This is a genomic window from Rhizobium brockwellii (genome assembly GCF_000769405.2).
GTDB classification, from domain to species: Bacteria; Pseudomonadota; Alphaproteobacteria; order Rhizobiales; family Rhizobiaceae; genus Rhizobium; species Rhizobium brockwellii.
On the sequence record NZ_CP053439.1, the window covers coordinates 4,579,030 to 4,605,712 of the forward strand.

At 61.7% G+C, this 26,683-nt stretch carries 26 protein-coding genes; 9 read left to right on the top strand and 17 right to left on the bottom strand.

Going from position 1 to position 26,683, the window contains the following annotated elements; translation table 11 throughout:
• Positions 1 to 75: 75 nt before the first annotated feature.
• Positions 76 to 312, bottom strand: a complete 237-nt coding sequence (locus tag RLCC275e_RS22300; RefSeq protein WP_033181076.1) for a DUF2798 domain-containing protein — start codon at positions 310 to 312, stop codon at positions 76 to 78.
• Between the two features lie 238 nt (positions 313 to 550).
• On the opposite strand from RLCC275e_RS22300, the gene RLCC275e_RS22305 reads away from it, so the two are divergent.
• Complete coding sequence (locus RLCC275e_RS22305; protein ID WP_033181746.1) at positions 551 to 1,273, top strand: YoaK family protein; 723 nt, start codon at positions 551 to 553, stop codon at positions 1,271 to 1,273.
• Between the two features lie 68 nt (positions 1,274 to 1,341).
• Complete coding sequence (locus RLCC275e_RS22310) at positions 1,342 to 2,130, top strand: YdcF family protein (RefSeq protein WP_033181077.1); 789 nt, start codon at positions 1,342 to 1,344, stop codon at positions 2,128 to 2,130.
• A gap of 124 nt (positions 2,131 to 2,254) precedes the next feature.
• Here RLCC275e_RS22310 and RLCC275e_RS22315 read toward each other — a convergent pair whose 3' ends face one another.
• Entirely contained in the window at positions 2,255 to 2,728 is a 474-nt protein-coding gene (locus RLCC275e_RS22315; RefSeq protein WP_003544300.1) for a hypothetical protein, read from the bottom strand.
• A 172-nt stretch (positions 2,729 to 2,900) separates the two neighbouring features.
• Here RLCC275e_RS22315 and RLCC275e_RS22320 point away from each other — a divergent pair, with 172 nt between their 5' ends.
• Positions 2,901 to 3,536 carry a trimeric intracellular cation channel family protein gene (locus tag RLCC275e_RS22320; protein ID WP_017995652.1) on the top strand — a complete coding sequence of 212 codons (636 nt, stop codon included), beginning with the start codon at positions 2,901 to 2,903 and terminating at the stop codon, positions 3,534 to 3,536.
• A gap of 54 nt (positions 3,537 to 3,590) precedes the next feature.
• Here RLCC275e_RS22320 and irrA read toward each other — a convergent pair whose 3' ends face one another.
• Complete coding sequence (gene irrA / locus RLCC275e_RS22325) at positions 3,591 to 4,010, bottom strand: iron response transcriptional regulator IrrA (protein ID WP_012759643.1); 420 nt, start codon at positions 4,008 to 4,010, stop codon at positions 3,591 to 3,593.
• Positions 4,011 to 4,310: 300 nt separating this feature from the next.
• Between irrA and fabA the strand changes: the two genes are divergently transcribed.
• The 3 genes from fabA to fabI are packed head-to-tail and all read left to right on the top strand — an operon-like array spanning position 4,311 to position 6,915.
• Positions 4,311 to 4,826, top strand: a complete 516-nt coding sequence (gene fabA, locus RLCC275e_RS22330) for a 3-hydroxyacyl-[acyl-carrier-protein] dehydratase FabA (RefSeq protein WP_012759645.1) — start codon at positions 4,311 to 4,313, stop codon at positions 4,824 to 4,826.
• A gap of 45 nt (positions 4,827 to 4,871) precedes the next feature.
• Positions 4,872 to 6,104 carry a beta-ketoacyl-ACP synthase I gene (gene fabB / locus RLCC275e_RS22335; protein WP_033181078.1) on the top strand — a complete coding sequence of 411 codons (1,233 nt, stop codon included), beginning with the start codon at positions 4,872 to 4,874 and terminating at the stop codon, positions 6,102 to 6,104.
• Between the two features lie 4 nt (positions 6,105 to 6,108).
• Positions 6,109 to 6,915: an enoyl-ACP reductase FabI gene (fabI, locus tag RLCC275e_RS22340; RefSeq protein WP_003555777.1), complete on the top strand. Its 807-nt coding sequence runs from the start codon at positions 6,109 to 6,111 to the stop codon at positions 6,913 to 6,915.
• 96 nt (positions 6,916 to 7,011) lie between these two features.
• On the opposite strand, the gene RLCC275e_RS22345 is transcribed toward fabI, so the two are convergent.
• From RLCC275e_RS22345 to rimP, 10 genes are all read right to left on the bottom strand, one after another.
• A complete protein-coding gene (locus RLCC275e_RS22345) occupies positions 7,012 to 8,028 on the bottom strand; it encodes a class I SAM-dependent methyltransferase (RefSeq protein WP_033181079.1) in 1,017 nt (338 codons plus the stop codon).
• A gap of 74 nt (positions 8,029 to 8,102) precedes the next feature.
• Positions 8,103 to 10,241 carry a polyribonucleotide nucleotidyltransferase gene (gene pnp, locus RLCC275e_RS22350; RefSeq protein ID WP_003555779.1) on the bottom strand — a complete coding sequence of 713 codons (2,139 nt, stop codon included), beginning with the start codon at positions 10,239 to 10,241 and terminating at the stop codon, positions 8,103 to 8,105.
• Between the two features lie 349 nt (positions 10,242 to 10,590).
• Positions 10,591 to 10,860, bottom strand: coding sequence for a 30S ribosomal protein S15 (gene rpsO / locus RLCC275e_RS22355; protein WP_003544317.1), 270 nt, complete (start codon positions 10,858 to 10,860; stop codon positions 10,591 to 10,593).
• 153 nt (positions 10,861 to 11,013) lie between these two features.
• On the bottom strand, positions 11,014 to 11,865 hold the full coding sequence (locus tag RLCC275e_RS22360) for an alpha/beta fold hydrolase (RefSeq protein ID WP_033181080.1): 852 nt from the start codon (positions 11,863 to 11,865) through the stop codon (positions 11,014 to 11,016).
• Positions 11,866 to 11,981: 116 nt separating this feature from the next.
• Entirely contained in the window at positions 11,982 to 12,914 is a 933-nt protein-coding gene (truB, locus tag RLCC275e_RS22365; protein ID WP_033181081.1) for a tRNA pseudouridine(55) synthase TruB, read from the bottom strand.
• Between the two features lie 13 nt (positions 12,915 to 12,927).
• A complete protein-coding gene (gene rbfA, locus RLCC275e_RS22370) occupies positions 12,928 to 13,332 on the bottom strand; it encodes a 30S ribosome-binding factor RbfA (protein ID WP_033181082.1) in 405 nt (134 codons plus the stop codon).
• A gap of 150 nt (positions 13,333 to 13,482) precedes the next feature.
• Positions 13,483 to 16,236, bottom strand: a complete 2,754-nt coding sequence (gene infB, locus RLCC275e_RS22375; protein ID WP_033181083.1) for a translation initiation factor IF-2 — start codon at positions 16,234 to 16,236, stop codon at positions 13,483 to 13,485.
• 101 nt (positions 16,237 to 16,337) lie between these two features.
• Entirely contained in the window at positions 16,338 to 17,030 is a 693-nt protein-coding gene (locus RLCC275e_RS22380; RefSeq protein WP_003555784.1) for an RNA-binding protein, read from the bottom strand.
• Positions 17,027 to 18,628 carry a transcription termination factor NusA gene (gene nusA / locus RLCC275e_RS22385; protein ID WP_011649948.1) on the bottom strand — a complete coding sequence of 534 codons (1,602 nt, stop codon included), beginning with the start codon at positions 18,626 to 18,628 and terminating at the stop codon, positions 17,027 to 17,029. The genes RLCC275e_RS22380 and nusA overlap by 4 nt, the downstream gene beginning before the upstream one ends.
• A gap of 59 nt (positions 18,629 to 18,687) precedes the next feature.
• Entirely contained in the window at positions 18,688 to 19,293 is a 606-nt protein-coding gene (gene rimP / locus RLCC275e_RS22390; protein ID WP_003544329.1) for a ribosome maturation factor RimP, read from the bottom strand.
• A gap of 197 nt (positions 19,294 to 19,490) precedes the next feature.
• Between rimP and RLCC275e_RS22395 the strand changes: the two genes are divergently transcribed.
• Together RLCC275e_RS22395 and RLCC275e_RS22400 are read left to right on the top strand one after the other, a co-directional pair.
• Complete coding sequence (locus RLCC275e_RS22395; protein WP_171816918.1) at positions 19,491 to 21,170, top strand: MFS transporter; 1,680 nt, start codon at positions 19,491 to 19,493, stop codon at positions 21,168 to 21,170.
• 23 nt (positions 21,171 to 21,193) lie between these two features.
• Positions 21,194 to 21,649 (top strand): GNAT family N-acetyltransferase, encoded by a 456-nt coding sequence (locus RLCC275e_RS22400; RefSeq protein WP_033181085.1) that lies wholly within the window; start codon positions 21,194 to 21,196, stop codon positions 21,647 to 21,649.
• 6 nt (positions 21,650 to 21,655) lie between these two features.
• On the opposite strand, the gene RLCC275e_RS22405 is transcribed toward RLCC275e_RS22400, so the two are convergent.
• Both RLCC275e_RS22405 and recR read right to left on the bottom strand, forming a co-directional pair.
• Positions 21,656 to 22,924 carry a lytic murein transglycosylase gene (locus RLCC275e_RS22405; RefSeq protein WP_033181748.1) on the bottom strand — a complete coding sequence of 423 codons (1,269 nt, stop codon included), beginning with the start codon at positions 22,922 to 22,924 and terminating at the stop codon, positions 21,656 to 21,658.
• Positions 22,925 to 23,100: 176 nt separating this feature from the next.
• On the bottom strand, positions 23,101 to 23,706 hold the full coding sequence (gene recR / locus RLCC275e_RS22410; RefSeq protein ID WP_003555792.1) for a recombination mediator RecR: 606 nt from the start codon (positions 23,704 to 23,706) through the stop codon (positions 23,101 to 23,103).
• A gap of 57 nt (positions 23,707 to 23,763) precedes the next feature.
• Here recR and RLCC275e_RS22415 point away from each other — a divergent pair, with 57 nt between their 5' ends.
• Positions 23,764 to 24,393 carry an MOSC domain-containing protein gene (locus tag RLCC275e_RS22415; RefSeq protein ID WP_033181086.1) on the top strand — a complete coding sequence of 210 codons (630 nt, stop codon included), beginning with the start codon at positions 23,764 to 23,766 and terminating at the stop codon, positions 24,391 to 24,393.
• A gap of 30 nt (positions 24,394 to 24,423) precedes the next feature.
• Here RLCC275e_RS22415 and RLCC275e_RS22420 read toward each other — a convergent pair whose 3' ends face one another.
• The gene (locus RLCC275e_RS22420) at positions 24,424 to 24,747 is read right to left on the bottom strand and encodes a YbaB/EbfC family nucleoid-associated protein (protein WP_003555794.1); all 324 of its coding nucleotides are present in this window, start codon (positions 24,745 to 24,747) and stop codon (positions 24,424 to 24,426) included.
• A gap of 22 nt (positions 24,748 to 24,769) precedes the next feature.
• On the bottom strand, positions 24,770 to 26,647 hold the full coding sequence (locus tag RLCC275e_RS22425; RefSeq protein WP_033181087.1) for a DNA polymerase III subunit gamma/tau: 1,878 nt from the start codon (positions 26,645 to 26,647) through the stop codon (positions 24,770 to 24,772).
• Between the last annotated feature and the right edge of the window lie 36 nt (positions 26,648 to 26,683).

The window sequence follows — 26,683 nt, forward strand, 5'->3', positions numbered from 1 at the left end:
ACGAGTGACTTGAAATCGCGTCGCCCTAAATCAACTCCGGCAGGCCGCTCTCACAGCCCACCGGTGCCGAGCACCTCACATCTCGACGATAATAGCCGTCACCCGCTTTACCACCGGCAGCATCAATAGCAGGACGGGAAAGGCGATCGCCCAGGAGAGCGCCCATGCGGAGGGCCACATGGCAAGGGCAGGGGCGGTCAGGCCCTGTGCTCTCAGAATGCTGATCGCTGAGACGACTGATGTCATCAACAGCGAGAGGATGAGCGGCATGACGATTGTATTGTAACGTTTGGGGAGTTTGCCTTTGGGCATTTTGATCTCCGTAAGGTGCCGATCAGACAATTGCGCAGCGCCGATCGGCGGGTTGCGCGTTGATTGACGTAAACGCTTACGGAGCTTCGATCTGAAGCAACGCCGTTTCTATGGCCGAAAATGTGTTGCCGTTCAAGTCCGCTCCCATCCGCTTCCGATCGCCTTTGCCAATTCCTCAATGAGAGCATGTATGTTGGTTGCCGCAACCTCAGCGATTCGGCTCCAGGACCCTCAGCCAATGACCAGAACAAGACGCCGCCGCATCATCCGGACCCGACGAACCTTAACCGGGCTCGCCCTGGTCGGCTCGATCTCGTTTCTGGCCGGTATGACTGATGCCACCGGTCTTCTGCTGACCGGCGACTTTGTCTCCTTCATGACGGGGAACACGACGCGTGCCGCACTGGCCTTGAGTGAGGGCAATCTTTATCACGCGGCGGTCCTGATCTCCGCCATCGTCGTTTTCGTGCTCGGCAATGCGGCTGGCGTCGTGATCTCCCATGTCTCCGAGCGCCGGATCTTTGTGGTGCTCGGCTGCGTCGGGCTGGTTCTGGCGCTCGCCTCGATGATGACGGTGCAGAACATGCTGTTCGCGCGGTTCTACATGATCGTTTTTTCCATGGGCATGGTGAACGCTGCCGTCGAGCATATCGAAGGCCTGCCGATCGGGCTGACCTACGTGACCGGCGCCCTGTCGCGCTTCGGCCGCGGCATCGGCCGCTGGATCATCGGCGATCGTCGTGTCGAATGGACGATCCAGATCGTGCCCTGGGGCGGCATGGTGCTCGGCGCGATCGCCGGCGCCGTCCTGACACGGCTGACAGGTGCGCACGCGCTGTGGCTGGTCTCCCTCTTCGCCATGGTGCTTGCACTTGCCGCCATGCTCATCCCGCGGCCGCTTCAGCGCCGCTTCAATCAGAAGGTCGCACCGAGCGGATCGGCCATCACGCGCGCGAAATAAAACCGTCGCATTCCTGTCACCGTCGAATCGGATAGGAAGGATCGCCGCCAATCCTCAAGGAGTGGGTCTTGTTCCTGATTTCGAAGCTTGTCTGGATTTTCGCTCAGCCGCTGTCGCTGGCATTCTTCCTCGTCTTCTTGGCCCTCATTGCCGGCCTTCTGCGCTGGCGTATCTTAAGTATCCTCGGCGCAATGGGTTCAGCCCTTATCCTCTTCGTCACGCTCTACACCACGGCCGGCAACCAGCTGATGCAAGGTCTCGAGCAGCGCTTCGCAAAGCCCGCCGCCGATCCAGATAGCCTGCAATGCATGATCGTGCTCGGCGGCGCCTTCGAAAACGAGGTGAACACGGCGCGCCACGGCATAGAATTCAATAGTGGAGCTGATCGCTTCGTCGAAGCCCTGCGGCTTGCGCAGAAATTTCCGCAGTCGCGCATTCTGGTGTCGGGCGGCGACGGCTCCATTTCGGGCATCTACGAAGGTGATGCGGCGGCGTCCGAGCGTTTCTTCCCGCTCTTCGGCGTTGGCAGGGATCGACTGATCGAGGAGAGGCAATCGCGCACGACCTTCGAAAACGCCGTCAACACCAAGGAATTCCTGGCAAGCCAGGGGCTTTCCAATTGCCTGCTGATCACATCGGGTTTTCACATGCCGCGCTCCGTCGGCATCTTCCGCAAACTCGGCATCGATATCGTGCCCTGGCCGACCGACTATCGCACCGACGGCCAGGTGAGGCTCGGGCTCGATTTCACTCAGCCGAACCTCAATGCGCAAAACCTGGCGACGGCAATCCGCGAATGGTACGGCCTGGTGGGATATTATCTCGCCGGCCGCACGTCGGAGCTTTATCCGCAATAGAGCAATTCCAGGAAAAGTGCGAAGCGGTTTTCCCAGGCAACGCGCGAAGCGCTTTTGCCGGGAATTGCGTCAAAACAAAAGGCTAGAGCGGTTCCGCGCTTCCAGGAAGGAACGGCTCTAAGATTTACTTCTTCGAGATGGTGACGAATTTCGTGCCGCGGACACGCGCCGTCACGATGCAGGGATCACCTTCGGTGCGGTCGCAGAAACGCGGATGCATCTTCATCGCCAGCACCATGTTGCCGAAGCGCTGGACGAAATCGTAGCCATAGATCTGTGCCGTCGCGATCATGAAATAACCGCCTTCGGCAACCTGCAGGTAGAAATTATAGGTACAGCCGTCGTCATTGCATTGCGGCCCCTTCTGCCCGTCGCAGGTCAGCTGGCCCTCGTTGACCACGGCGTCGATCAGGCCATCATTGTTGATGTCCTGCCGGATGATGAAGCCGTCGGCAAATTCAGCCGTCTTGCACTGCTCCTGGAAATGTTTCTTCTCGTAGATCTCAGGATCGGAGATCAGCGATTGCTGACTGAGGGCGACAGCCGGCATGGCAAGCAGCAGGACGATATTCAGAACGGCGAGCACCAGCGTTTTCACGGCTTTCCTCTTTGGATAAGGGCTCCTAATGCATGTCGCCCAAAACTGTGCAGCGGTTTTGGGACAACGACATGCATTAAATCGAAGACTTCAGCTTTATGGCCGCGCCGCCTTGCGCCGCCCTTGCCGCCGTGATTGATTCCGCAAAACTTCTGCCGGTTCCGGGGTTCGCATGTCTCTGCTCGTCTATCTCGATTATGCCGGCATTGCGCTGTTTGCCGCGACAGGCGCGCTCGCCGCCTCGCGCAAGCAGCTGGACCTGATCGGTTTTTTGTTTTTCGCCATGGTGACGGGAACGGGCGGCGGCACCGTGCGCGATATCGTGCTCGGCCGCGTGCCGGTCTTCTGGGTGCTGAACCCCGCCTATATCCTCGTCTGCTGCATCATGGGCGTCATCGTCTTCTTCACCGCCCATCTGCTGGAATCGCGCTATCGCCTGCTGATCTGGCTGGATGCGATCGGCCTTGCCGCCTATTGCGTGATCGGCGCCGCCAAGGGCCTCGCCGCCACCGGTTCGCCGACCATCGCGATCGTCACCGGCACGCTGACGGCGACCTTCGGCGGTATATTGCGCGATCTGATGGCAAACGAGCCTTCGGTGTTGTTGAGGCCGGAAATCTACGTGACCGCAGCCCTCATCGGCGCCGGCGTGTTCACGCTCGCCAATGCGCTCGGAATGCAGCTCTATCTGGCGTCTGCCTGCGGCGTCGTGGCGGCCTTTGCGGTGCGCGGTGGAGCCCTGTGGTTCGGCTGGACCTTCCCGACTTACCGGCACAAGCCCGGCCGGCATCCCGACGATGTCATGTGAAGCCTAATGCATGTCGCCCAAAAGTGCGCAGCGCGACGCGCTTTAGAAGCGTCGTCAGCCCTGCTTCGCTCGCAGGCGGATCACCACGTCGACATGGGCGATCTCCATGCCTTCAGGCGGTTCCGGCAGATTGGCGATCGTCAGGTTGCTGACGGGAATGTCGAGCACCTCGTTTTCGCCTTCGACGAAGAAATGGTGATGGTCGGAAATATTGGTGTCGAAATAGGTCTTGGCGCTCTCGACGGCGAGAACGCGGATGAGACCGGCTTCGGTGAATTGGTGCAGCGTGTTGTAGACGGTTGCCAAGGAGACTGGCACGCCGGCGGCAACCGCCTCCTCATGCAGTTCCTCGACGGTCAAATGCCGATCGCCCTTGGCAAACAGGAGGTCGCCGAGCGCGACACGCTGGCGGGTGGGGCGCAGGCCTGCACCGCGCAGCCTTACCTCTATTGCGATCGGGAGTGCACCCGTCATCAAAACCAACTCCGGTTATTCTGGCATAAAGCAATCATGTTTCTTTAAGGGGTATAACTTTTGCATCGGAGCCTTTCAATAGTTCAATGGGGACAGGAGCCTGATAAACGCGGCAAAAACGGGCTTTTGACGCAAATAGGTCTGGTCCCGGCCCTAGCCTTCCTGTATGCGACCACCAAATAATGGCGCAAGCCTGGTCCGGGGAGATGAATGAAGCTGCCTTGCTTGTGCTTCATTTTCTGAAGAACTTGGACTACACGTTCACATCCATCGGCTTGATGCGGGAGGAAAAGAAACTTTATGACGACCAGACAGTCCAGCTTCTCGTATGAAGAACTCATCGCTTGCGCACATGGCGAGCTGTTCGGCCCCGGCAATGCGCAGTTGCCCTTGCCGCCCATGCTGATGGTTCACCGCATCACGGACATTTCCGAAACGGGCGGCACCTTCGATAAGGGCTACCTCCGGGCCGAATACGACGTACGCCCCGACGACTGGTATTTCCCGTGCCATTTCGAAGGCAATCCGATCATGCCGGGCTGCCTCGGTCTCGACGGAATGTGGCAGCTGACCGGTTTCTTTCTGGGTTGGCTCGGCGAGCAAGGCCGCGGCATGGCGCTTTCAACCGGCGAAGTGAAATTCAAGGGCATGGTCCGGCCGCAGACGAAGCTGATCGAATATGGCATCGACTTCAAGCGTGTCATGCGCGGCCGTCTGGTCCTCGGCACCGCCGACGGCTGGCTAAAGGCGGACGGCGAGACCATATATCAGGCGGCCGACCTTCGCGTCGGTCTATCGAAAGACAAGGCGGCCTGAAACCGCATTTCGAGCGGCTGACGAAAACAACAAAGGTTTGATCAGATGAGACGGGTAGTTGTCACGGGCCTGGGTGTCGTGTCCTCGATCGGAAACGACGCGGCCGAAGTCACCGAATCCTTGCGGCAGGCAAAGTCGGGTATCTCCTTTTCGAGCGATTTCGCCGAACATGGGTTCAAGTGCCAGGTCTGGGGCAGTCCGAAGCTCGGTTCGGCGGAACTTGCCGAACTGGTCGACCGCCGCGCCATGCGCTTTCTGTCGCAGGGCGGCGCCTGGAACCATGTCGCCATGAAACAGGCACTAGCCGATTCCGGCCTGGAAGAGAAAGACTACGCTCAGAACGAGCGTACCGGCATCATCATGGGCTCCGGCGGTCCGTCCACCCGCACCCTGATCGAAGCTGCCGAGATCACCATAAAAAATAACAGCCCGAAGCGCATCGGCCCCTTCGCCGTGCCGAAGGCGATGTCCTCGACCGCGTCGGCCACGCTCGCCACCTGGTTCAAGATCCACGGCGTCAATTATTCGATCTCGTCGGCTTGCTCGACCTCGGCGCATTGCATCGGCAACGCCGCCGAGATGATCCAGTGGGGCAAGCAGGACGTGATGTTCGCCGGCGGCCACGAGGATCTCGACTGGACGATGTCCAACCTCTTCGACGCCATGGGCGCCATGTCCTCCAAATATAACGACACGCCGGACAGCGCCTCGCGCGCCTATGATGTCAACCGCGACGGTTTCGTCATCGCCGGCGGCGCCGGCGTGCTGGTGCTTGAGGAGCTGGAGCGCGCTAAGGCCCGCGGTGCCAAGATCTACGCAGAAATCGTCGGCTATGGCGCAACCTCGGACGGCTACGACATGGTCGCCCCCTCGGGCGAAGGCGCTATCCGCTGCATGCGCCAGGCGCTCGCCACCGTCAAAGGCGACGTCGACTACGTCAACACCCACGGCACATCGACGCCGGTCGGCGACAGCAAGGAAATCGGCGCCATCCGCGAAGTGTTCGGCTCGAAGATCCCGCATATCCAGTCGACCAAGTCGCTGACCGGCCATTCGCTTGGCGCTGCCGGGGTGCAGGAATCGATCTATTCCCTGCTGATGATGCAGCGCGGCTTCATCGGCGAAAGCGCTCATATCACCGAGCTCGATCCCGAATTCGAAGGTGTCCCGATCGTGCGCAAGCGCATCGACGACGCCAAGATCGACATTGCCCTCTCCAATTCCTTCGGCTTCGGTGGCACCAACGCCACGCTCGTCTTCCAGCGTTATAACGGATAATAATATGACGGGATTCATGCAGGGTAAGCGCGGGCTCGTTATGGGCGTCGCCAATAACCACTCGATCGCCTGGGGGATTTCAAAAGCTCTCGCCGCACAGGGTGCGGAACTCGCCTTCACCTATCAGGGCGATGCGCTCGGCAAGCGCGTCAAGCCGCTTGCTGCCGAGGTCAACTCGGATTTCGTGCTGCCCTGCGACGTCGAGGACGTCGCCTCGGTCGATGCCGTGGTCGACGCGATCAAGGAGCGCTGGGGCAAGCTCGATTTCATCGTCCATGCCATCGGCTTTTCCGACAAGAACGAGCTGAAAGGTCTCTACGCCGATACGACGCGTGAGAATTTCAGCCGCACCATGGTCATTTCCTGTTTCTCCTTCACCGAGATCGCCAAGCGCTGCGCTCCGTTGATGGAAGATGGTGGTGCGATGCTGACGCTGACCTATAATGGCTCGACGCGCGTCATCCCGAACTACAACGTCATGGGGGTTGCCAAGGCAGCGCTCGAGGCTTCGGTGCGTTATCTCGCCGCCGACTACGGCCCGCGAGGCATCCGCGTCAATGCCATTTCCGCCGGCCCGATCCGCACGCTTGCCGGCGCCGGCATCTCCGATGCGCGCGCGATCCTCTCCTGGAACCAGCGCAATGCGCCGCTGCGCAAGACCGTGACCATCGATCAGGTCGGCAACTCGGCTCTCTACCTGCTCTCCGACCTTTCCTCCGGCGTCACCGGTGAAATCCACTTCGTCGACGCCGGCTTCAACGTCACCTCCATGCCGACGTTGGAAACGCTGAGCAAAGCGGACGTCGAGTAAACGGCTACCCCATTTGAAACTCAAAGGCCGTGCGCAGATGATGCGCACGGCCTTTTTGTTGTTCGATGATAGGATCAGCGTCGAAGCCGCGTAGGCTTATTTCTTCGCCCACAGCACCTTGAACCGGGCGTTGCGGCAGGTTTCGCCGCTTTCCCTGAAATTCGCCGCCAGAACCGGCTCGTAAGGCAGGCCGCGATTGGCGACGAGCAGCAGGCGGCCGCCGCCGCGAAGGGCGGATGCGGCCGTCTTGATCATTGCCTGGCCGAGCGCCGGATCGGCCGCGTGTCCCTCATGGAAGGGCGGGTTCATGATGACGAGATCGTATTTGTCTTTGACCGGCTCACCCGCCAGATCGTGCCAGAAGAAGCGTGCAGGCGCGTTCGGGCAATTCTTAGCCAGATTATCCCTGGCAGCCTCCAAAGCCGCGTGATCGGCCTCGTAGAGGTCGAGACGCGTCAGTCCACGCGACTTCCGCCCCATCTCGACGGAGAGATAGCCCCATCCGGCACCGAAATCCGCAACGTCGCCGGTGAAATCCTCAGGCAGGCGCGAGGCCAGCAGCTCCGATCCTGCATCGATGCGGTCATGCGAGAACATGCCTGGAGTCGCTTGGAAACGACCATCGACGCGCACCGGCGCCTTTGCCAGCTTGGAGATAATCTCGTCTGCATCCGCCGGCCGGCCGAACCAGAAGGCGACGCCGTGATATTTCGGCATATAATCGACGGCAATATTGAAACCTTCCATCCGCTTGCGTAGCGGCTGGATGCCGTCTTCCTTGGCTCCGGCAACGACGATCAGGCCGCCGAGCCGCGTGCGGGTGATCGCAGCGGCGAGATTGGCCTCGTTCTCGCCCTTGTGCTTGGTGCAGAGCACCAGAGCCGCATCGTAGTCTTCGCCGTCGATCTCCGGCTTCGCTTCGATCCGCTGGGCCAGCAGCTGCCGATAGAGCGGCCGGAAGCCCTGCACGGCGATGAGCGAGGCGGCAAAGCCTTCCGGCAGCGCAAAGCCTGCCTCGGCGCCGAGGAAGAGCACGCGCTCGCCCTCGCCGGGCGCCGCGACTGTGCCGCTGGCAAAGGGATGGAACAGGGTCTTCAGCGTCTCGCTGCTCATGGTCTCGTCTCGTCTTCTCATACAAAAAGGGCGCGGAAGCATTCCCGCGCCCGATATCAAATTTGGAAGGCGGCTTATTCGGCCGCTTCTTCCTTCTTCTTCTCGTTCGGGATTTCCTGGCCGGTGGCCTGGTCGACGACCTTCATCGACAGGCGAACCTTGCCGCGTTCGTCGAAGCCGAGCAGCTTGACCCAGACCTTGTCGCCTTCCTTGACGACGTCCTGCGTCTTGGCAACACGCTCGGAAGCAAGCTGCGAGATGTGGACGAGGCCGTCGCGGGCGCCGAAGAAGTTGACGAAGGCGCCGAAGTCGGCGGTCTTGACGACAGTGCCTTCGTAGACTTGGCCGATCTCAGGCTCGGCGACGATCGAGTGGATCCACTTACGGGCCGCTTCGATCTCCTTGCCGGAGGAGGAGGCGATCTTGACGGTGCCGTCATCCTCGATGTTGATCTTCGCGCCGGTCTTTTCGACGATTTCGCGAATAACCTTGCCGCCGGAGCCGATGACTTCACGGATCTTGTCGACCGGGATGTTCATGACTTCGATGCGCGGAGCGAATTCGCCGAGTTGGCCGCGGCTTTCGGTGATGGCCTTGGACATTTCGCCGAGGATGTGGACGCGACCGCCTTGGGCTTGGCCAAGGGCGACCTTCATGATCTCTTCGGTGATACCGGTGATCTTGATGTCCATCTGCAGCGAAGTGATGCCGTCGGCGGTACCGGCGACCTTGAAGTCCATATCGCCGAGGTGGTCTTCGTCACCGAGAATATCGGAGAGGACAGCGAAGCGATCGCCTTCCAGGATCAGACCCATGGCGATACCGGCAACCGGCTTTGCCAGCGGAACGCCGGCGTCCATCAGAGCGAGTGAGGTACCGCAGACGGTCGCCATCGAGGACGAGCCATTCGACTCGGTGATCTCGGAGACGACGCGCAGCGTGTAGGGGAACTGCTCAGGCGTCGGCAGCATCGGACGGATCGCGCGCCATGCGAGCTTGCCGTGGCCGATTTCGCGGCGACCCGGGGAGCCCATGCGGCCGGTCTCGCCAACCGAGTAGGGAGGGAAGTTGTAATGGAGCAGGAAGCGCTCCTTGTACATGCCCGTCAGGCTGTCGACATACTGCTCGTCTTCGCCGGTGCCGAGGGTGGCAACGACGATTGCTTGCGTTTCGCCGCGGGTGAACAGCGCCGAACCGTGGGTGCGCGGCAGAAGACCGACTTCCGAAACGATCGGACGGACGGTTTCGAGGTTGCGGCCGTCGATGCGGCTCTTGGTGTCGAGGATGTTCCAGCGGACGATCTTTGCCTGCAGATGCTTGAAGATCGCGCCGACTTCTTCGGCCGTGTACCGGGCTTCGCCTTCCTCGGGGAGGAAGTGCGCCTTCACCTTCGCCTTGACGGCGTCGACGGCGGCGTAGCGGTCGGCCTTCTGGGTGATCTTGTAGGCTTCGCGAAGTTCACCTTCGGCAAGGCCGAGCATCTCGGTTTCGAGAGCGGAGTAGTCTGCCGGCTGGAAGTCGCGCGGCTCCTTGGCGGCCACTTCGGCGAGCTTGATGATCGCGTCGAGAACCGGCTGGAAGCCCTTGTGGCCGAACATGACGGCGCCGAGCATGACGTCTTCGTTAAGTTCCTTGGCTTCGGATTCCACCATCAGCACGGCGTCATAGGTGCCGGCGACGACCAGGTCGAGGCTCGATTCGTCCATCTCGTCGAGATGCGGGTTGAGAACGTATTCGCCGTTGATGTAGCCGACGCGCGCACCGCCGACCGGGCCCATGAAGGGAATGCCGGACAGCGTCAGCGCAGCCGAGGTGGCAACCATCGACAGCACATCGGGATCGTTTTCGAGGTCATGCTGGATAACGGTAACGACAACCTGCGTGTCGTTCTTGTAGCCCTCAGGGAAGAGCGGGCGGATCGGGCGGTCGATCAGGCGGGAAACCAGGGTTTCCTTTTCGCTCGGACGGCCTTCGCGCTTGAAATAGCCGCCGGGGATCTTGCCGGCCGCATAGGTCTTTTCCTGGTAGTTGACGGTGAGCGGAAAGAAGTCCTGGCCGGCCTTCGGCGCCTTGGCCGAAACGACGGTGGCGAGAACGACGGTTTCGCCGTAGGTGGCGAGAACGGCGCCGTCGGCCTGACGGGCGATCTTGCCGGTTTCGAGCTTCAGCGGGCGGCCGGCCCACTCGATTTCCACTGTGTGTGTATCAAACATGTCTTGTCCTTCAATGCGGGAGCACGCGCCATCGCCGGTATCAAGGCGCAGCGCACAGTCGACCGCAATCAATGTGACGTATCACGGGCAAGACAACGGGAGGCTTTTCATCCTCGGTTTCCTCAGGCGTTCCTGAGAAACCGGGCCAAAGCTCATTGACAAGCCTTGGCCGAAAGCATCCGGCAATCCTGCCCCATGACAGGTCAACGGTTGGTTTGGCAGAACCGGCCCATCCGGGTCTGCCGGTCTTTCCACCGCGTAAAAGATAGGGCGCGGCTGGAACATTTCATCGGGAACCGTGTCCCGAAACACATCCGGCGGGCGCTCGGAAAGCGCCCGCCGGACAATCTTAGCGGCGGATACCCAGGCTGGTGATCAGCTTGGAATAGCGGCCTTCATCCTTCTTCTTGAGATAATCAAGAAGCGAGCGGCGGCTCGAAACCATCGTCAGCAGGCCACGGCGGGAATGGTTATCCTTCTTGTGGTCCTTGAAGTGTTCGGTCAGGTTGTTGATGCGTTCGGTCAGGATCGCGACCTGGACTTCCGGAGAACCGGTATCGCCTTCAACGGTCGCATATTCCTTGATCAGCGCAGACTTGCGCTCAGCAGTGATCGACATCGGGTTATCCTTTCTAAGAGGAGGAGATAAAGTCGCCAAAAGCCGGGATGTCGTCCAGCTTTGGCCGTGAATGCGAGCAGGCAAACCTGACGCTGGCGCTGCCTATAAACCAAATAAGCCGCGATGGAAAGAGGGGAGCGCCCGCAGCGGTTTTCAGCGGCCCGCCATGGCGTCCCGGATCATCGCATCGTAACCCGTGGGATCCTGCAGCATGGCGAAATGGCTGGCATTTTTCAGGATGACGAGCTTTGCGCCCGGAATGTCTTTCGCCATCATCTCCGTATGATCGAGCTTCACCGCCTCATCATGGTCGCCGATGGCGAGCGTGATCGGCACCGCGATCTTTCCAAGATCCGCTGCCGTCCAGGCCGGCTGGGTCGCCCACATCTCGGAAATCTGGGTGACGAAGGCGTCGTATTCGTTCGGCGTCGGCGACAGCTTCCTGTAATAGTCGCCGGCGACGTTGATGTAGTCGTTGAAGGTCTTGTTGTTCATCACGTCAGCCTTGACGCCGTCGGTCGTGACGTTGGCTGCCTGGGCAATGACGCGCGTCAGCTTTTCCGGATGTTTCATCGCCATGTCGATGCCGATGATGCCGCCATCCGACCATCCCACAAGTGTCACCTTGTCGATCTTCAGATAGTCAAGAAGGGCGACATAGTCAGATGTCATCAGATCATAACCGAAGGGCTGCTGGCTGCGCGTCGAGCGCCCATGTCCGCGGCTATCGGCAACGATGACCAGATGATCCTTGGCAAAATCGGCGACCTGGTGACCCCAGACCTCGGCATTTCCAAGACCGCCATGAATGAACAGGATGGGGTCGCCTTTGCCGTATTCGGCGTAATACATCTTGATGTCGTTCACCTCGGCCATGCCGCTCGTCTTTGCCACCGGCATCGAAGGAAAGGCCGGAAGCTCGGCCCAGCGCTCGGCGGATTGAGCGCCGGTGACGGCAAGCAACATCGAAAAGAACGTCAGGATTCCGATAGCAGTTCCACGCATAGTCTTTCCCTCTGTCAGGCCCCCATGGCCCCTCGGGCCGCTATGGCTGCCCGACAGGGAAGATATCGCATCGCGACCGGCTGACAATCGCTGTCTTGTCGGAAAGCCAGATAGGCTCAGGCGAAAACCCGCTTCGGGCGAAACTCGCCCTGGCCGATCTCGCCGATCGCGATCAGCTTGCCGCGGGCCGTCGCATAGGCTTCGCTTTCGGCAACCGGCGCATCGCGGCCACGCACCAGGATCGGGTTGCCCATCTTCAGCCGGTGCGCCTGGTCGTCATTGATGACCAGATGGGGCAGGGAGGATAGCGCTTCGCAGGTGTTGATCAGCAGCGCGTCGAGGGCCGCCAGGCGCTCGTCCATATCCTCGATCGCCTCCAGCGCCACGAGATCCGCGAGCGGCACCATGGCCTCTTCCGCGAAAGGCGCGACGAAGGTGCGCCGCAGCCCGGACACATGGCCGTAGCAGCCGAGCTCGCGCCCGAAATCGCGCGCCAGCGCCCTGACATAAGTACCCTTGCCGCATTCCACTTCGAAATGCGCGCGATTGGCGTCCGGGCAGGCGAGCAAGGTCAGCCGGAAGATATCGACCTCACGCGAGGGGATTTCGACGGTTTCGCCTTCGCGCGCCAGATCATAGGCGCGTTCACCTGCGATCTTGATAGCGGAAAACTGCGGCGGCACCTGGCTGATGGTGCCGATATATCCAGGCAGGATGTCGCGGATCTGCTGTTCGCTCGGGCGTTTGTCCGAACTCTCCGTCACTTCGCCCTCGAGATCGTCGGTCGCCCGCTCCTCGCCCCAGCTCACCGTGAATTCATAGATCTTGCGGCCGTCCATCACGTAGGGGACGGTCTTCGTCGCGTCGCCAAGCGCGATCGGCAGCATGCCGGAGGCGAGCGGATCGAGCGTGCCGGCATGACCGGCCTTCTCAGCCTTATAGAGCCACTTGATCTTGGAGACGGCTTCCGTCGAGCCGAAATCCACCGGCTTGTCGAGGATCAGCCAGCCGGAAATCGGCCGGCCTTTGGGTTTGCGTGGTTTGGACATGCGTCTCTTCTGTTTATTGTTCGTCATTATCGCCGTCGAGGTCGCGGCTCACCTCGGGCGAACGCAGCAGCTCGTCGATCTTCTTGTAGTTGTCGAAGCTGGTATCGTCGCGGAAGCGTACCTCCGGCATGTATTTCATCTGCCGAAGCTGCGGCCCGAGCCGGCCACGGATGAACCTTGCATGACGGTTCAACGCCTGGATGACAATGCTGTGGTCTGAAACGCCGAGCGGCGTCACATAGGCGGTGGCGATCTTGAGGTCCGTCGACATGCGCACTTCCGAGATCGAGATCACGGTCGCCTCGATGATTTCGTCACGCACTTCGCCGCGCTGCAGCACCTGGGTGAGAGCGGCGCGAACCTGTTCGCCAATGCGCAGCATGCGCTGCGAAGGCGCGGAAGAAGTTGGTCTGGTCATTGTTATCTCTATTTGCCGATGCGGCTGGGAATCGAACCCGTCAAAGGAGAGCGTCCATGACTCTTTTGGTCCAAAAGGTCAAGTCAGCAGATGCCCGAAAGCCATCCGCCGGCTGGCGGATGGCTTTCGGAAAAGTTCAGGCGCAGCAGCTTAGAGCGTGCGCGTGATATGCTCGACGCGGAAGCACTCGATGACGTCGCCGGCGCGCATGTCCTCGTAGTTTTCGAAGGCCATGCCGCATTCCTGACCCATCGGCACTTCGGACACTTCGTCCTTGAAGCGCTTGAGCGTCTTGAGCTTGCCTTCGTGCACGACGACGTCGTTGCGGATGAGGCGGACGCCCGCACCACGTTCGACCTTGCCTTCGACGACACGGCAGCCTGCGACCTTGCCGACCTTGGTGATGTTGAACACCTCGAGGATCTCGGCATTGCCGATGAAGGTTTCGCGCCGCTCCGGAGACAAGAGGCCCGACATCGCTGCCTTCACATCATCCACGAGGTCGTAGATGATGTTGTAGTAGCGGATTTCGATGCCTTCGCGTTCGGCGAACTGGCGTGCCTGCGTATTTGCACGGACGTTGAAGCCGATGATGGCCGCGTTCGAGGCTTCGGCGAGCGAGATATCCGACTCGGTGATGCCGCCGGCGCCCGAATGGACGATGCGGGCGCGCACTTCGTCGGTGCCAAGCTTCTCCAGCGCACCGGCAATCGCTTCGATCGAGCCCTGCACGTCACCCTTGATGACCAGCGGGAACTCCTTGATGCCGACGCTCTGGCGCTGCATCATCATCTGTTCCAGCGAACCGCGCTGTCCCGACTGGCGGGCAGCCGCCTTGTCGCGGGCCAGACGCTGACGATATTCCGAGATTTCGCGGGCGCGGCTTTCGCTTTCGACGACGGCGAACTTGTCGCCCGCCTGCGGCGTGCCGGAAAGACCGAGAACCTCGACCGGCGTTGCCGGACCGGCTTCCTTCACATGGTCGCCCTTGTCGGTGACGAGAGCGCGCACGCGGCCCCAGACGTCGCCGGCGACGATGATCTGGCCCGGACGCAGCGTACCCTTCTGGACGAGCACGGTCGCGACCGAACCGCGGCCACGATCGAGCTGGGCTTCGATGACAGTGCCTTCCGCGGTCCGGTTCGCATTGGCCTTCAAATCGAGAATTTCCGCCTGCAGCAGGATCGCCTCAAGCAGCTTGTCGAGGTTCTTGCCGGTCTTGGCCGAAACCTCGACGTCAAGCACTTCACCGCCCATGGATTCCACGAAGACTTCGTGCTGCAGCAGCTGGTTGCGGACCTTCTGCGGATCAGCCTCGTGCTTGTCGACCTTGTTGATCGCCACGATGATCGGAACACCGGCCGCCTTGGCGTGGTTGATCGATTCGATCGTCTGCGGCATCACGCTGTCGTCGGCTGCGACGACCAGGATCGCGATGTCGGTCGCCTGCGCACCGCGGGCACGCATTGCCGTGAAGGCGGCGTGGCCGGGCGTATCGATGAAGGTGATCTTCTGACCGTTCTGCTCCACCTGATAGGCGCCGATATGCTGCGTGATGCCACCGGCTTCGCCGGAGACCACGTTGGCATCACGGATGGCGTCGAGCAGCGAGGTCTTGCCGTGGTCGACATGGCCCATGATGGTAACGACGGGCGGGCGCGAAACCAGTTCGCCATCGTCGTCGGACACGTTGAAGATGCCGAGTTCGACGTCGGATTCCGACACGCGCCTGACCGTATGGCCGAATTCGCCGGCGATGATTTCGGCAAGGTCGGCGTCGATAACGTCGCCCGGCTTCATCATCTGGCCTTCCTTCATCAGGTACTTGATGACGTCGACGGCGCGTTCGGACATGCGCTGCGACAGTTCCTGAATGGTGATGGTCTCGGGCAGAACCACTTCGCGGGAGATCTTCTCGCGGGTTTCCTGCATCTGACCGCGGCGGAACTTCTCCTGCCGGCGACGCATCGCCGAGAGCGAACGACCGCGGGCATTGTCCTCGCCGTCGACGTTGGCGGTGGTGATCGTCAACTTGCCGCGACGGCGCTCTTCATCCGTCTTCGGACGAGTCGTGACCGGTTTTGCGGGTTCCGGGCGAACGACGCGGCCACGGACCGGGCCGCCACGCGCTGCGCCACGATCGTCTTCTTCCTTTTCGTCGCGGCGACCGCGAACGGCCCCAGGGACGGCAGCGCCGGGTGCCGGACGGGCAGCAGGTGCTCCAGCCGCATCGGGCCGGCGTGCGGCCGGTGCCGACGATGCGGGCTGCTGCGGCCGTGCGGCGTCGGTGCGTGCTTCGGCCGGAGCCGGTTCTGCGGCTGCGGGTTCAGCAACAGCGGGTGCCTCAGCCTGCCGGATAGCCTCCTCAGCGGCCCGGCGGGCAGCTTCTTCCGCTTCGGCTGCCTTGCGGATAACCTCTTCGGCGGCACGGACTTTTTCTTCCTCGGCGCGGCGAATCGCATCCTGGGCGTCACGCGCCTGGGAGTCGGCAAGCGCGCGGCGGCGGGCGTCCATCTCTTCCGGCGACAGATGGTTCAGCACCACCGGGCGCGGACGATCGTTCTGGCGCGGCGGCTGGTGAGACTGCTGCGACGGACGCTGGTTCGTCTGGTTGTTGTTGCCCTGCTGAACCCGCGGTGCCGGCGTCGGCTGCTGCGGACGCGCCTGCACCGGTGCGGGCGCCGGTTCGGCTGCGCGCACGGGGGCCGCCGGAGTGACGGGCGTGATCGGCTTTTCGTCTTCTGGGCGCATCGGGCGCCGCTTACGGGTCTCGACGACGACCGCCTTGGTGCGACCTCGACCCATATCCTGGCGAACGGTACCCTGGCTCATCCCCGATGGTTTCAGGGTGAGTGTCTTTTTGCCCGCTACGCTGATTGTCTTGTCGTCGTTACTATCGGTCATTCGTTCCCGTTCCTTCGGACAGGGAGCGATGACTAGATCAGACCCTGTCGTTCAATACTGTCGATCAATGAGCATGGGACCGGCCGATGCCGGTGACCGCCTCATTGTTTTAGCCGGCCAGCGCCGCCCGCTGCCCGGGACTGACCGCCAATACGGTACTGTTCGAGCATCTTTGCGCGCTTCACTACACCTTCACCCGCCTGCCCTGCAAGCACTGCGGCATGGATAAAAGCATTCTGGCCCATCAGGCCTTCCATTTCGCTCTCCGAGAAGAGACGGAAGGAAGGTATCTCCTCCTCGGTCTCCATTCCGAGGTGCCAGGCCTTGCGGGCCTGGTCGATTTTCCGGACGCCGTCGTCCGCTGCACCAGTCGCGTGGAACACCGCAAGGGCTGCTCCGCTTCTGACCGCGGCATCCACTTTCGAGGAGCCGCTGACGAACTGGCCGGCTTTCCGCGCCATGTTCATCATCTGCATCAATTGCGCCGCGAGCAGCCGATCGACACTCGCGCCGAGATCGTCCGCCGCCTTTACATCCGTCTTCAGCGCGCGGGCGAAGAGCTTCTTCGCCACCGCCCTGTCGACCAGCGATCGGTCGACCTTCACCCAGCATCCGCGTCCCGGAAGCTCGCGCTTCAGATCGGCGACAACTGTTCCATCGGGAGCGGCGACGAAGCGGATCAGCTCTTCCGGCGATCCGCTTTCGCGCGTCACGATGCACATACGTCCGTTCACGTCATAACCTGCAAGATCGTCGTCCTCGAGAGGAGCGTCCGGTTCATGCGCGGTCATCATGCTTCTTGTTCGGCTTCGGTGACCTCTTCTTCGGTCCCCTTCGCCAGGTCCTCTTGCGTGATCCAGCCAGCCGAAAGGCGGGCCTGGACGATCATCTGTTCTGCTTCGACGCGCGAGACGTCGAACTTCGAGAACAGGCCCTCGAACTTCTTCGTTTCGCCGTTCTTGCGTTCCGACCAGCCGACGAGATCGTCGGCAGCGCAGCCGGCAAAGTCCTCGATCGACTTGATGCCGTCTTCGCCGAGCGCCACCATCATCTGGGCGGTCATGCCGTTGATTTCACGCAGTTCGTCCTGGACACCGAGAGCTTTGCGCTTCTCGTCCATCTCAGCTTCGAGACGCTCGAGGAATTCGCGGGCACGCTGCTGGATTTCCTGCGCCGTCTCCTCGTCGAAACCGTCGATCGAAGAGATTTCGTCGAGATCGACATAAGCCAGTTCTTCAACCGCGGCAAAACCTTCCGAAGCCAGAACCTGGCCGACCATCTCGTCGACATCGAGCGAATCCATGAACAGGTTGGTGCGCTCGTTGAATTCCTTCTGGCGGCGCTCCGATTCCTCGGCTTCCGTCATGATGTCGATATCCCAGCCGGTCAGCTGCGAGGCGAGGCGGACGTTCTGGCCGCGGCGGCCGATCGCAAGCGACAGCTGCTCGTCGGGAACGACGACTTCGATGCGCTCGGCATCCTCATCGAGAACGACCTTGGCGACTTCGGCCGGCTGCAGGGCGTTAACGACGAAGGTCGCCGGGTCTTGGCTCCACGGGATGATGTCGATCTTTTCGCCCTGAAGCTCGCCGACGACGGCCTGAACGCGTGAGCCGCGCATACCGACGCAGGCACCGACCGGATCGATCGAACTGTCGTTCGAGATCACCGCGATCTTGGCGCGCGAACCCGGGTCGCGGGCGACCGACTTCACCTGGATGATACCGTCGTAGATCTCCGGCACTTCCATGGTGAAAAGCTTCACCATGAATTGCGGATGCGTGCGCGACAGGAAGATCTGCGGGCCGCGCTGCTCGCGACGGACATCATAGACATAGGCACGGACGCGATCGCCATAGCGGACGTTTTCGCGCGGGATCATTTCGTCGCGGCGGATGATGCCTTCGCCACGGCCGAGATCGACGATGACGTTGCCGTATTCGACGCGCTTGACGGTACCGTTGACGATTTCGCCGACGCGATCCTTGAATTCGTCGAACTGGCGGTCGCGCTCGGCTTCACGCACCTTCTGGACGATCACCTGCTTGGCCGACTGTGCGGCGATGCGGCCGAAATCCATCGGCGGCAGCGGATCGGCGATGAAATCGCCGAGTGCGGCGTCCGGGTTGCGGTCGCGGGCCAGCTCCAGCGGGATCTGCGTCGAATAATCCTCGGCCTTCTCGACGACTTCGAGCAAGCGCTGCAGGCGGATTTCGCCGGTCTTCGGATTGATGTCGGCCCGGATGTTGGACTCGGTGCCGTAACGGGAGCGTGCCGCCTTCTGGATGGCATCGGCCATTGCGGCCAGCACGATCTCGCGGTCGATGACTTTTTCGCGCGCCACTGCATCTGCGATCTGCAGAAGTTCGAGCCGGTTCGCACTGACTGCCATTGTCTTGTTTCTCCGTCTTTACTCCAGGGTTCCCGTCCCTGGAGCGGTCTGTTGATCGGTTATTCTTCGTCGTCCGCTTCGTTCTGGTTGGCGGCCTGGGCTTTCGCCAGCTTGTCGGCGCGCAACGCATCGCGGATCAGGTCGTCGGTCAGAATGAGCTTCGCATCGCTAAGCGCCGTGAAGGGAATGGTGACCTTCTGCTCTTCCCCATAGGCGATCTGGTCACGCTCGAGCGTGAAACCATCTGTGCCTGCTTCGACGATCTTGCCGCGGAAGCGCTTGCGATTGTCGATCAAGATCGACGTCTCGCATTTCACAAGGTGGCCCTGCCAGCGGACGAAATCGGATTTCCGCACCATCGGACGGTCGATGCCGGGCGAAGACACTTCCAGATGATACTCTTTATCGACCGGATCTTCCACATCGAGGACGGGAGAAATCGCCATCGAGACTTCTTCGCAATCCTGGACCGTCATCGTGCCGTCGTTGCGTTCGGCCATGACCTGCATCGTCGCGCCGTTCTGGTTCATCATGCGGACGCGGATAAGCCGGAAGCCCAGGTCGACGAGAACGGGTTCGATGATATCAGCAAGACGCTGGTCGAGCCCGGTTTCGGTAATCAGCCGCGGCTCACGTTCGTTGTCTGCGTTTGTCAGATCCGACAAGCGGTGCGCTCCTCGCAATTTCATGCTGTTTCTGCGATCACGCTAATAAAAAAGAGCGGGTCCTTGCGGCCCACTCTTCATCAAGCGATCAAGAATTTGAGAGGCATATAGTCGGGTTTTTCCGAAATTGCAAGGTCCGCGACCGATTCGGCCAATTCGCTTGCCGCGCGTGATGAGGCCTATGGCCAGCGCCGGTCTTGCGCATATATTGCCGTTGGCGCGCAATAACAAAAGCGGGAGAAATCGTGGCCTACACTTCGTCGACATTGGCGCCTTTGCGGCACGATACCTACCGCACCATCTGGTTCGCGAGCCTATCTTCGAATTTCGGCGGCCTGATCCAGGCGGTCGGCGCCGCCTGGATGATGACGACGATCACCGCCTCGGAGGACATGGTCGCGCTGGTGCAGACCTCGACGGCGCTGCCGATCATGCTCTTTTCGCTGATATCGGGTGCGCTGGCCGACAATTATGACCGCCGGCGGGTGATGCTGACGGCGCAGTGCATGATGCTCACGGTCTCGGCGCTGTTGACGGCCTCAGCCCTTCTCGGCTGGATCACGCCCTGGCTGCTGCTCTTCTTCACCTTCCTGATCGGCTGTGGCACCGCGCTCAACAATCCCTCCTGGCAGGCCTCGGTCGGCGACATGGTGCCGCGTGCCGATCTGCCCGCAGCGGTCACGCTGAACAGCATGGGTTTCAACATCACCCGCAGCGTCGGCCCGGCGATCGGCGGCGTCATCGTCGCCGCTGCCGGCGCGGCTGCGGCCTTCGCGGTGAATACGCTGAGCTACCTCGCCCTGATCTATGCCCTGCTGCGCTGGCGGCCAGCCACGCCCGTCTCGACCTTGCCGCGCGAGGCGCTCGGCAGCGCCATTTTCGCCGGCCTGCGTTATGTCTCGATGTCGCCCAATCTCGAAAAGGTCCTTGTCAGAGGGCTACTCTTCGGCATCGGCGCCAGCTCGATCCTGGCGCTGCTGCCGGTCGTCGCCCTCGATCTCGTTGCCGGCGGGCCGCTGACCTATGGTTTCATGCTGGGCGCCTTCGGCATCGGCGCGATTGGCGGTGCGGTGCTGAATGCCAGGCTCCGCCAAGTGCTTTCCAGCGAGATAATCATCCGCCTCTCCTTTGCCGGCTTCGCATTGAGCGCGGTCATCGCAGCCGTGAGCCCGAGTGCCGTCCTCACTTCTGCCGGGCTGCTCGTTTCCGGCGCCTGCTGGGTCTCTGCACTTTCGCTCTTCAACACCATCGTCCAGCTTTCGACGCCGCGCTGGGTGGTCGGCCGGGCACTGTCGCTTTATCAGACCGTCACCTTCGGCGGCATCGCCGGCGGCAGCTGGCTGTGGGGCGTTGCCGCCGATCGCTACGGCGTCGCCGATGCGCTGCTGATGTCATCCGTCGTCATGCTGCTCGGCATCGCCATCGGCCTGCGTTTTTCGATGCCGGCCTTCGCCTCGCTCAATCTCGATCCGCTCAATCGCTTCACCGAGCCGGCCCTCAGTCTCGACATCACGCCACGCAGCGGCCCGATCGTCATCCAGGTCGATTACGAGATCGGAGATGATGATCTTGCCGAATTCATGGAATTGATGGGCGAACGCCGCCGTATCCGCATCCGCGACGGCGCCCGCAACTGGGCGCTGATGCGTGATCTCGAAAATCCCAGCCTTTGGACGGAAACCTACCATACGCCGACCTGGGTCGAATATATAAGACACAACCAGCGGCGCACGCAGGCCGATGCCGAAAACACCGACAGGCTTCGTGCGCTTCACCGCGGTGAAGGTCCGCTGCATGTCCACCGCATGATCGAACGCCAGGCCATTCCGCCTGATAACGACGTCTTCCACAAGGCGCCGATCGATCTGCATCATTGAGACCAGCTATGCAGAGATCAGGCATGTATAGATTCAGGCTCGCCCGCCGGTCCGATCTTGCCGCCATCGTCCGGCTTCTGGCCGATGACGATCTTGGCGGCACCAGGGAGATCGTTTCGGATCCCGTCGACGCGCGTTACCTCTCGGCCTTCGCGGCGATCGAGGCGGACGCCAATCAGCTTCTGGCCGTCGCAACCGATGCGGCCGATCGGGTCGTCGGCTGTCTGCAGCTGAGTTTTGTTCCCGGTCTTTCGAGGACGGGCATGTGGCGCGGCCAGATCGAAAGCGTGCGTGTGGCAAGCGATCTTCGCGGCTCTGGCCTCGGCTCGCACTTCATCGAATGGGCGATCGCCCAATGCGCCGAGCGTGGTTGCGGCCTCGTGCAGCTGACATCGGACAAGACGCGGGGGGATGCGATCCGCTTCTACGAGAAGCTCGGTTTCGTCGCCAGCCATGAAGGTTTGAAACTCAATCTCTGAGGCCGCCTACTTCAGCTTGCCCTTCATCGTCGCCTCCGGAAAGCATGTCGGCTTCATGCCGTTCTTGGCCTGCCACTGGCCGATCGAACGCCGCGTCTTGTAGCCCGGCAGGCCGTCGGAACCACCGACATCATAGCCCTGCCGTTCCAGCGCCTTCTGCATGGCGGCGACGTCCGAGCGCAGCATCTTGCCGACATCGCCCCATCTGCCCTGGAAGGCGCCGCCATTATAGGCGATCCGGTCGGCGAGATTGCCGATATAGAGCGCGTAGAGATCGGAATTATTATATTCCTTGATGATGTAGAAATTCGGGGTGACGATGAATTCCGGTCCGTCGCGGCCGGCCGGCACCAGCATCATGCCCTCAGCCTTCATCTCGCCGGAGGGAAAGCCCTTGCCGGAGATGCGGTCGATGCCGAGCGAGGCCCAGTGCGACAGCGGCTTTGCCAGATCGGGTCCCTCCTGCGCGCAGGAGACCGCCTCCGGTATCGACACCTCGAAGCCCCAGTCGCGGTCGCGCTGCCAGCCTTTCTTGACCAGGTAATTGGCGATCGAGGCGAGCGTATCGGGCACCGAGGTCCAGATATTGCGGTGACCGTCGCCATCGAAATCCACGGCATATTTTAGATAGCTGGTCGGCATGAATTGCGGCTGGCCGAGTGCGCCCGCCCACGAACCCTTGAAGTTGGCAGGAGTGACGTCGCCGCCGTCGAGAATATGGAGTGCGGCCACCAGCTCGGTGCGGAACATCTCCCTGCGCGTCGACATGAAGGCCTTGGTCGCCAGCACCTCGATCGCCGAATTCGGGATCTTCGCGGCGCCGAAGCCCGTCTCCCGGCCCCAGATGGCAAGCACGATCGAGCCCGGCACGCCATAGGTCTTTTCGATCCGCTTCAGCGTCGAGCCATATTGGGCGGCAAAGCCGCGTCCCGTTGCGGCAAGCTTTTTCAGCTGATCCTCGTTGAAATAGGGAGCGGGCGAGGAAAATTCGGCCTGCGTCTGCTTCTGCTCCTTCGGCGGCGGGAAACCGGGCGGGGCAAGATCGGGCAAGTTCCAGTTCAGCGTGATGCCGGAGAAAGCGGCTTGAAAGACCTTCTCCGAAATGCCGTTCGCCTTCGCCTCCGGCCAGAGGTCGCTCTGCACCCATTTTTCGAACTGCGCCTCGACATCGGCTTTGGAGGCGGCGAGGGCGGGCAGAGGCATCAGAGCGGTTACGAGTATAACGATAAACGATATGACCTGCCGCGGCCCACCCCCCTCTGCCCTGCCGGGCATCTCCCCCACAGGGGGGGAGATCGGAAACAGGCGATGCTTTGCCCTTAGCAACCGTCGCACGTACTGAAGCGTCGAAACGCGAGGAACGGATGAGCGTGCCTCTAGCCGATCTCCCCCCTTGTGGGGGAGATGCCCGGCAGGGCAGAGGGGGGTATCTTTCGGCATATGCAATCCCCTCATATCACCGTCCGCGCCCGAAGTGCCGCCGCAAGCGTGCCCTCGTCGAGATAGTCGAGTTCGCCGCCAACAGGCACGCCATGCGCCAGCCGCGTGATCTTCACATCGAGCCCCTGCAACTGGTCGGTGATGTAATGCGCCGTCGTCTGTCCCTCGACCGTGGCATTGACCGCGATGATCAGTTCCCGGATGCCGCCTTCGCCGACCCTGTCGATCAGCCCGCGAATATTGAGATCGTCAGGACCGACCCCGTCGAGCGGCGACAGCGTGCCGCCGAGCACGTGATAGGCGGCGTTCATCGCGCCTGCCCGCTCCAGCGCCCAGAGATCAGAGACGTCCTCGACGACGATGATGACGGATTGATCGCGTTGCGTGTCGGTGCAGACAATGCAGGGGTCGACCGTATCGACATTGCCGCAGCGCGAGCAGATCTTCACCTTGTCATACGCCTCGCCCATTGCATTCGACAGCGGGCCTAGCAGTTGATCCTTCTTCTTGATCAGATGCAGTGCCGCCCGGCGCGCCGAGCGAGGCCCAAGGCCCGGCACCTTTGCCAGAAGCTGGATGAGTTTTTCGATTTCGGGTCCGGTGACTCGTTTTGCCATGCGCCGTTCTTAACTGATATGGAACGAAAACGGAATCGCGGAAGGATCGGCCATCCCATGAAAATCCTGGCCTTGTGCACCGGCAATCCCGAAAGACTGCCGGGCAAGAGCTACAAGACCGGCATCTTCAAACATGCCGTCAATGGCGCCGTGATGATCGATGCCGAAGGTCTTGTCGGCGATGCGATCTGCAACCGCAAACACCATGGCGGCGTCGACCAGGCTGTTTATATCGAGGGATCGCTGACGCTCGACTGGTGGGCGCAGGAGCTGGGCCGACCCTACGAGGCCGGTACTTTCGGCGAGAACATGGTGATATCAGATCTGGACAATCGCGACGCCGCCGTCGGCGACCGTTTCCTCGCCGGCGATCTCATCCTCGAAGTCACATCATGTCGTATGCCCTGTGCCACCTTCGCCGCCAGGATGGCCGATCCGAAATTCGTCAAGCGTTACACCGCCGCCGCCCGTCCCGGCATCTATTGCCGCGTCATCCGGGGCGGCGTAGCCGAGCCCGGGATGCCAATGGAATATATGTCTTTTTCGGGAGATAAGATTACGATGCCCGAGCTAATGGAGACCTTCGGCCGAAGGCTTCAGGGCGCAGATCGGGCGCGATATCTCTCGGCCCCAATTCACTACAAGCTTCGGGCCATGCTGGAATCCCCAGGCGACGAAGCGCACTAGATCACTTGACACCTTGATATGAGGGCCGCCTCAGAACGGCAGCTTGAAGCCGGGCGGGATCGGCAGGCCGGCGGTCAGCGCCTTGGTCTTTTCGGCGGCCAGCGCCTCGGCCTTGTCCTTGGCGTCCTTGTGGGCGGCGACGATCAGGTCCTCGAGGATCTCGACATCGTCTTCCTTGAACAGCGACGGATCGATCTTCAGGCTCTTCAGCTCGCCCTTGCCCGATATGACGACGGCGACGAGGCCGCCACCCGCCTTGCCTTCGGCCGTAAGCTCGGCGATCTCCGCCTGCATCTGCTCCATCTTGGCCTGCATTTCCTTGACTTTGCCCATCATGCCCATGATGTCGCGCATCGTCTCGCTCCTTGTTGAAACTTTAGAATTCTATGTCGTCGCCCGGCAGGATGTCACCTTCCTCGGATTCGGCGGCGGCCGGCGGCGTCACCTCCCCTTCCTCCTCCGGTTCGGGCGCCCGTACGCGCACGTCGATGATTTTGGCACCGGGGAAATGCGCAAGGATTGCCGCCACGTCAGGGTCCTGGCGCGCGTCGATCACATGCTGTTCCCGGGTCCTGGCCTCCGCTTCGACAAGCGTCGGCTGGCCATCGTCGCGGCTGAGGCTGACGATCCAGTGGATGCCGGTCCATTCCTTCAGCTTGACGGCAAGCTCGTTGAGCAGCGTCGTCGGCGCACCGGGAGCCAGGCTGACGTCGAGCCGGCCGGCTTCGATCCGCACGGGGCGCAGGAAGGTGCGCACCATCGCCTTCAGCTTCGGATCGCGTTTCTCGGTGGCGAGGTTGACGATATCATTGACCGAATTGACCGGGACGAGCGGCTTCGGTGCTTCCGCCGGTTTTGGCTCGATCCGCCCGACAGACATGGTCTCGGGCTGGCTGCTCGGCACGGCACGCAGCATCGCCACCGGCGCGGAAGACGGTGGCTGGCTCGGCGCAGTTTCTGCGGCACGCGCCGCGACACCGTTCTGATAGGAAACCCGTGTCCCGTTGCCGCCGCCATTGCCGGACGGCGGAGCCGAGGGCCGCGGACCGGCATTGTCGCCGGAAAATTCGGCAAGTCGCCGCGCCGCATCCTCGGGCGCCGGCAGATGGGCGGCATGCGCGAGCCGGATCAGCACCATCTCGGCGGCCCCTGCCGTCCGTGACGAGCCTTCCGTTTCCGGAATGCCCTTGAGCAGCATCTGCCAGATTCGCGACAGCGTCGTCACCGCAACGCCCTTGGCGAATTCCGCCGCCTTGGTGCGCTCGACCTCGCTGAGCGAAGGATCGTTGGCCGCATCCGGCACATATTTCAGCCGCGTCACCAGATGGGTGAAATCGGCAAGGTCGGTCAGCACCACGACAGGATTGGCGCCGGCCTCGTACTGGTTCTGGAACTCGCCGAGGGCTGCGGCCACATCGCCTTTGACGATATGCTGGAAGAGATCGACGATCCGGGCGCGATCGGCAAGGCCGAGCATGCCGCGCACGGCTTCCGCCTGCACGACGCCTGCGCCATGGGCAATCGCCTGGTCGAGCAGCGACAGGCCGTCGCGCGCTGAGCCTTCGGCAGCACGCGCGATCATCGCCAGCGCGTCGGCTTCCGCCTCTATGCCTTCCTTGGCCGCGATTGTTGTGAACAACCCGACGAGATCGGAGGCGCTGATGCGGCGCAGGTCGAAGCGCTGGCAGCGCGACAGCACGGTGATCGGCACCTTGCGGATTTCGGTGGTGGCGAAGATGAACTTCACATGCTCCGGCGGCTCTTCCAGCGTCTTCAACAGGCCATTGAAGGCCTGCGTCGACAGCATATGCACTTCGTCGATGATATAGACCTTGTAGCGCGCCGAAACCGGCCGGTAGCGCACTTGCTCGATGATCTCCCGGATATCGTCGATACCGGTATGGGAGGCGGCGTCCATCTCGATCACGTCGACATGCCGGCCCTCCATGATCGCCTGGCAGTGCTCGCCGGGCGTGCGAAGGTCGATCGTCGGCTTGTCGATTTCCGATGTCTGGTAGTTCAGCGCCCGCGCCAGGATGCGCGCCGTCGTCGTCTTGCCGACGCCGCGCACACCGGTCAGCATATAGGCCTGCGCGATGCGGCCGGTTTCGAAGGCGTTGGTGAGGGTGCGGACCATCGGCTCCTGGCCGACCATCAGGTCCGTGAAATCCTTGGGGCGGTATTTGCGAGCCAGCACCCGGTATCCGGTGCCCGTCGAGGCGGCATCTTTTGATTGTCGCTCGGTGTCGCTCATCGCCCTGCTTGTCGCCCGGCTATCGGGCACTTCGTG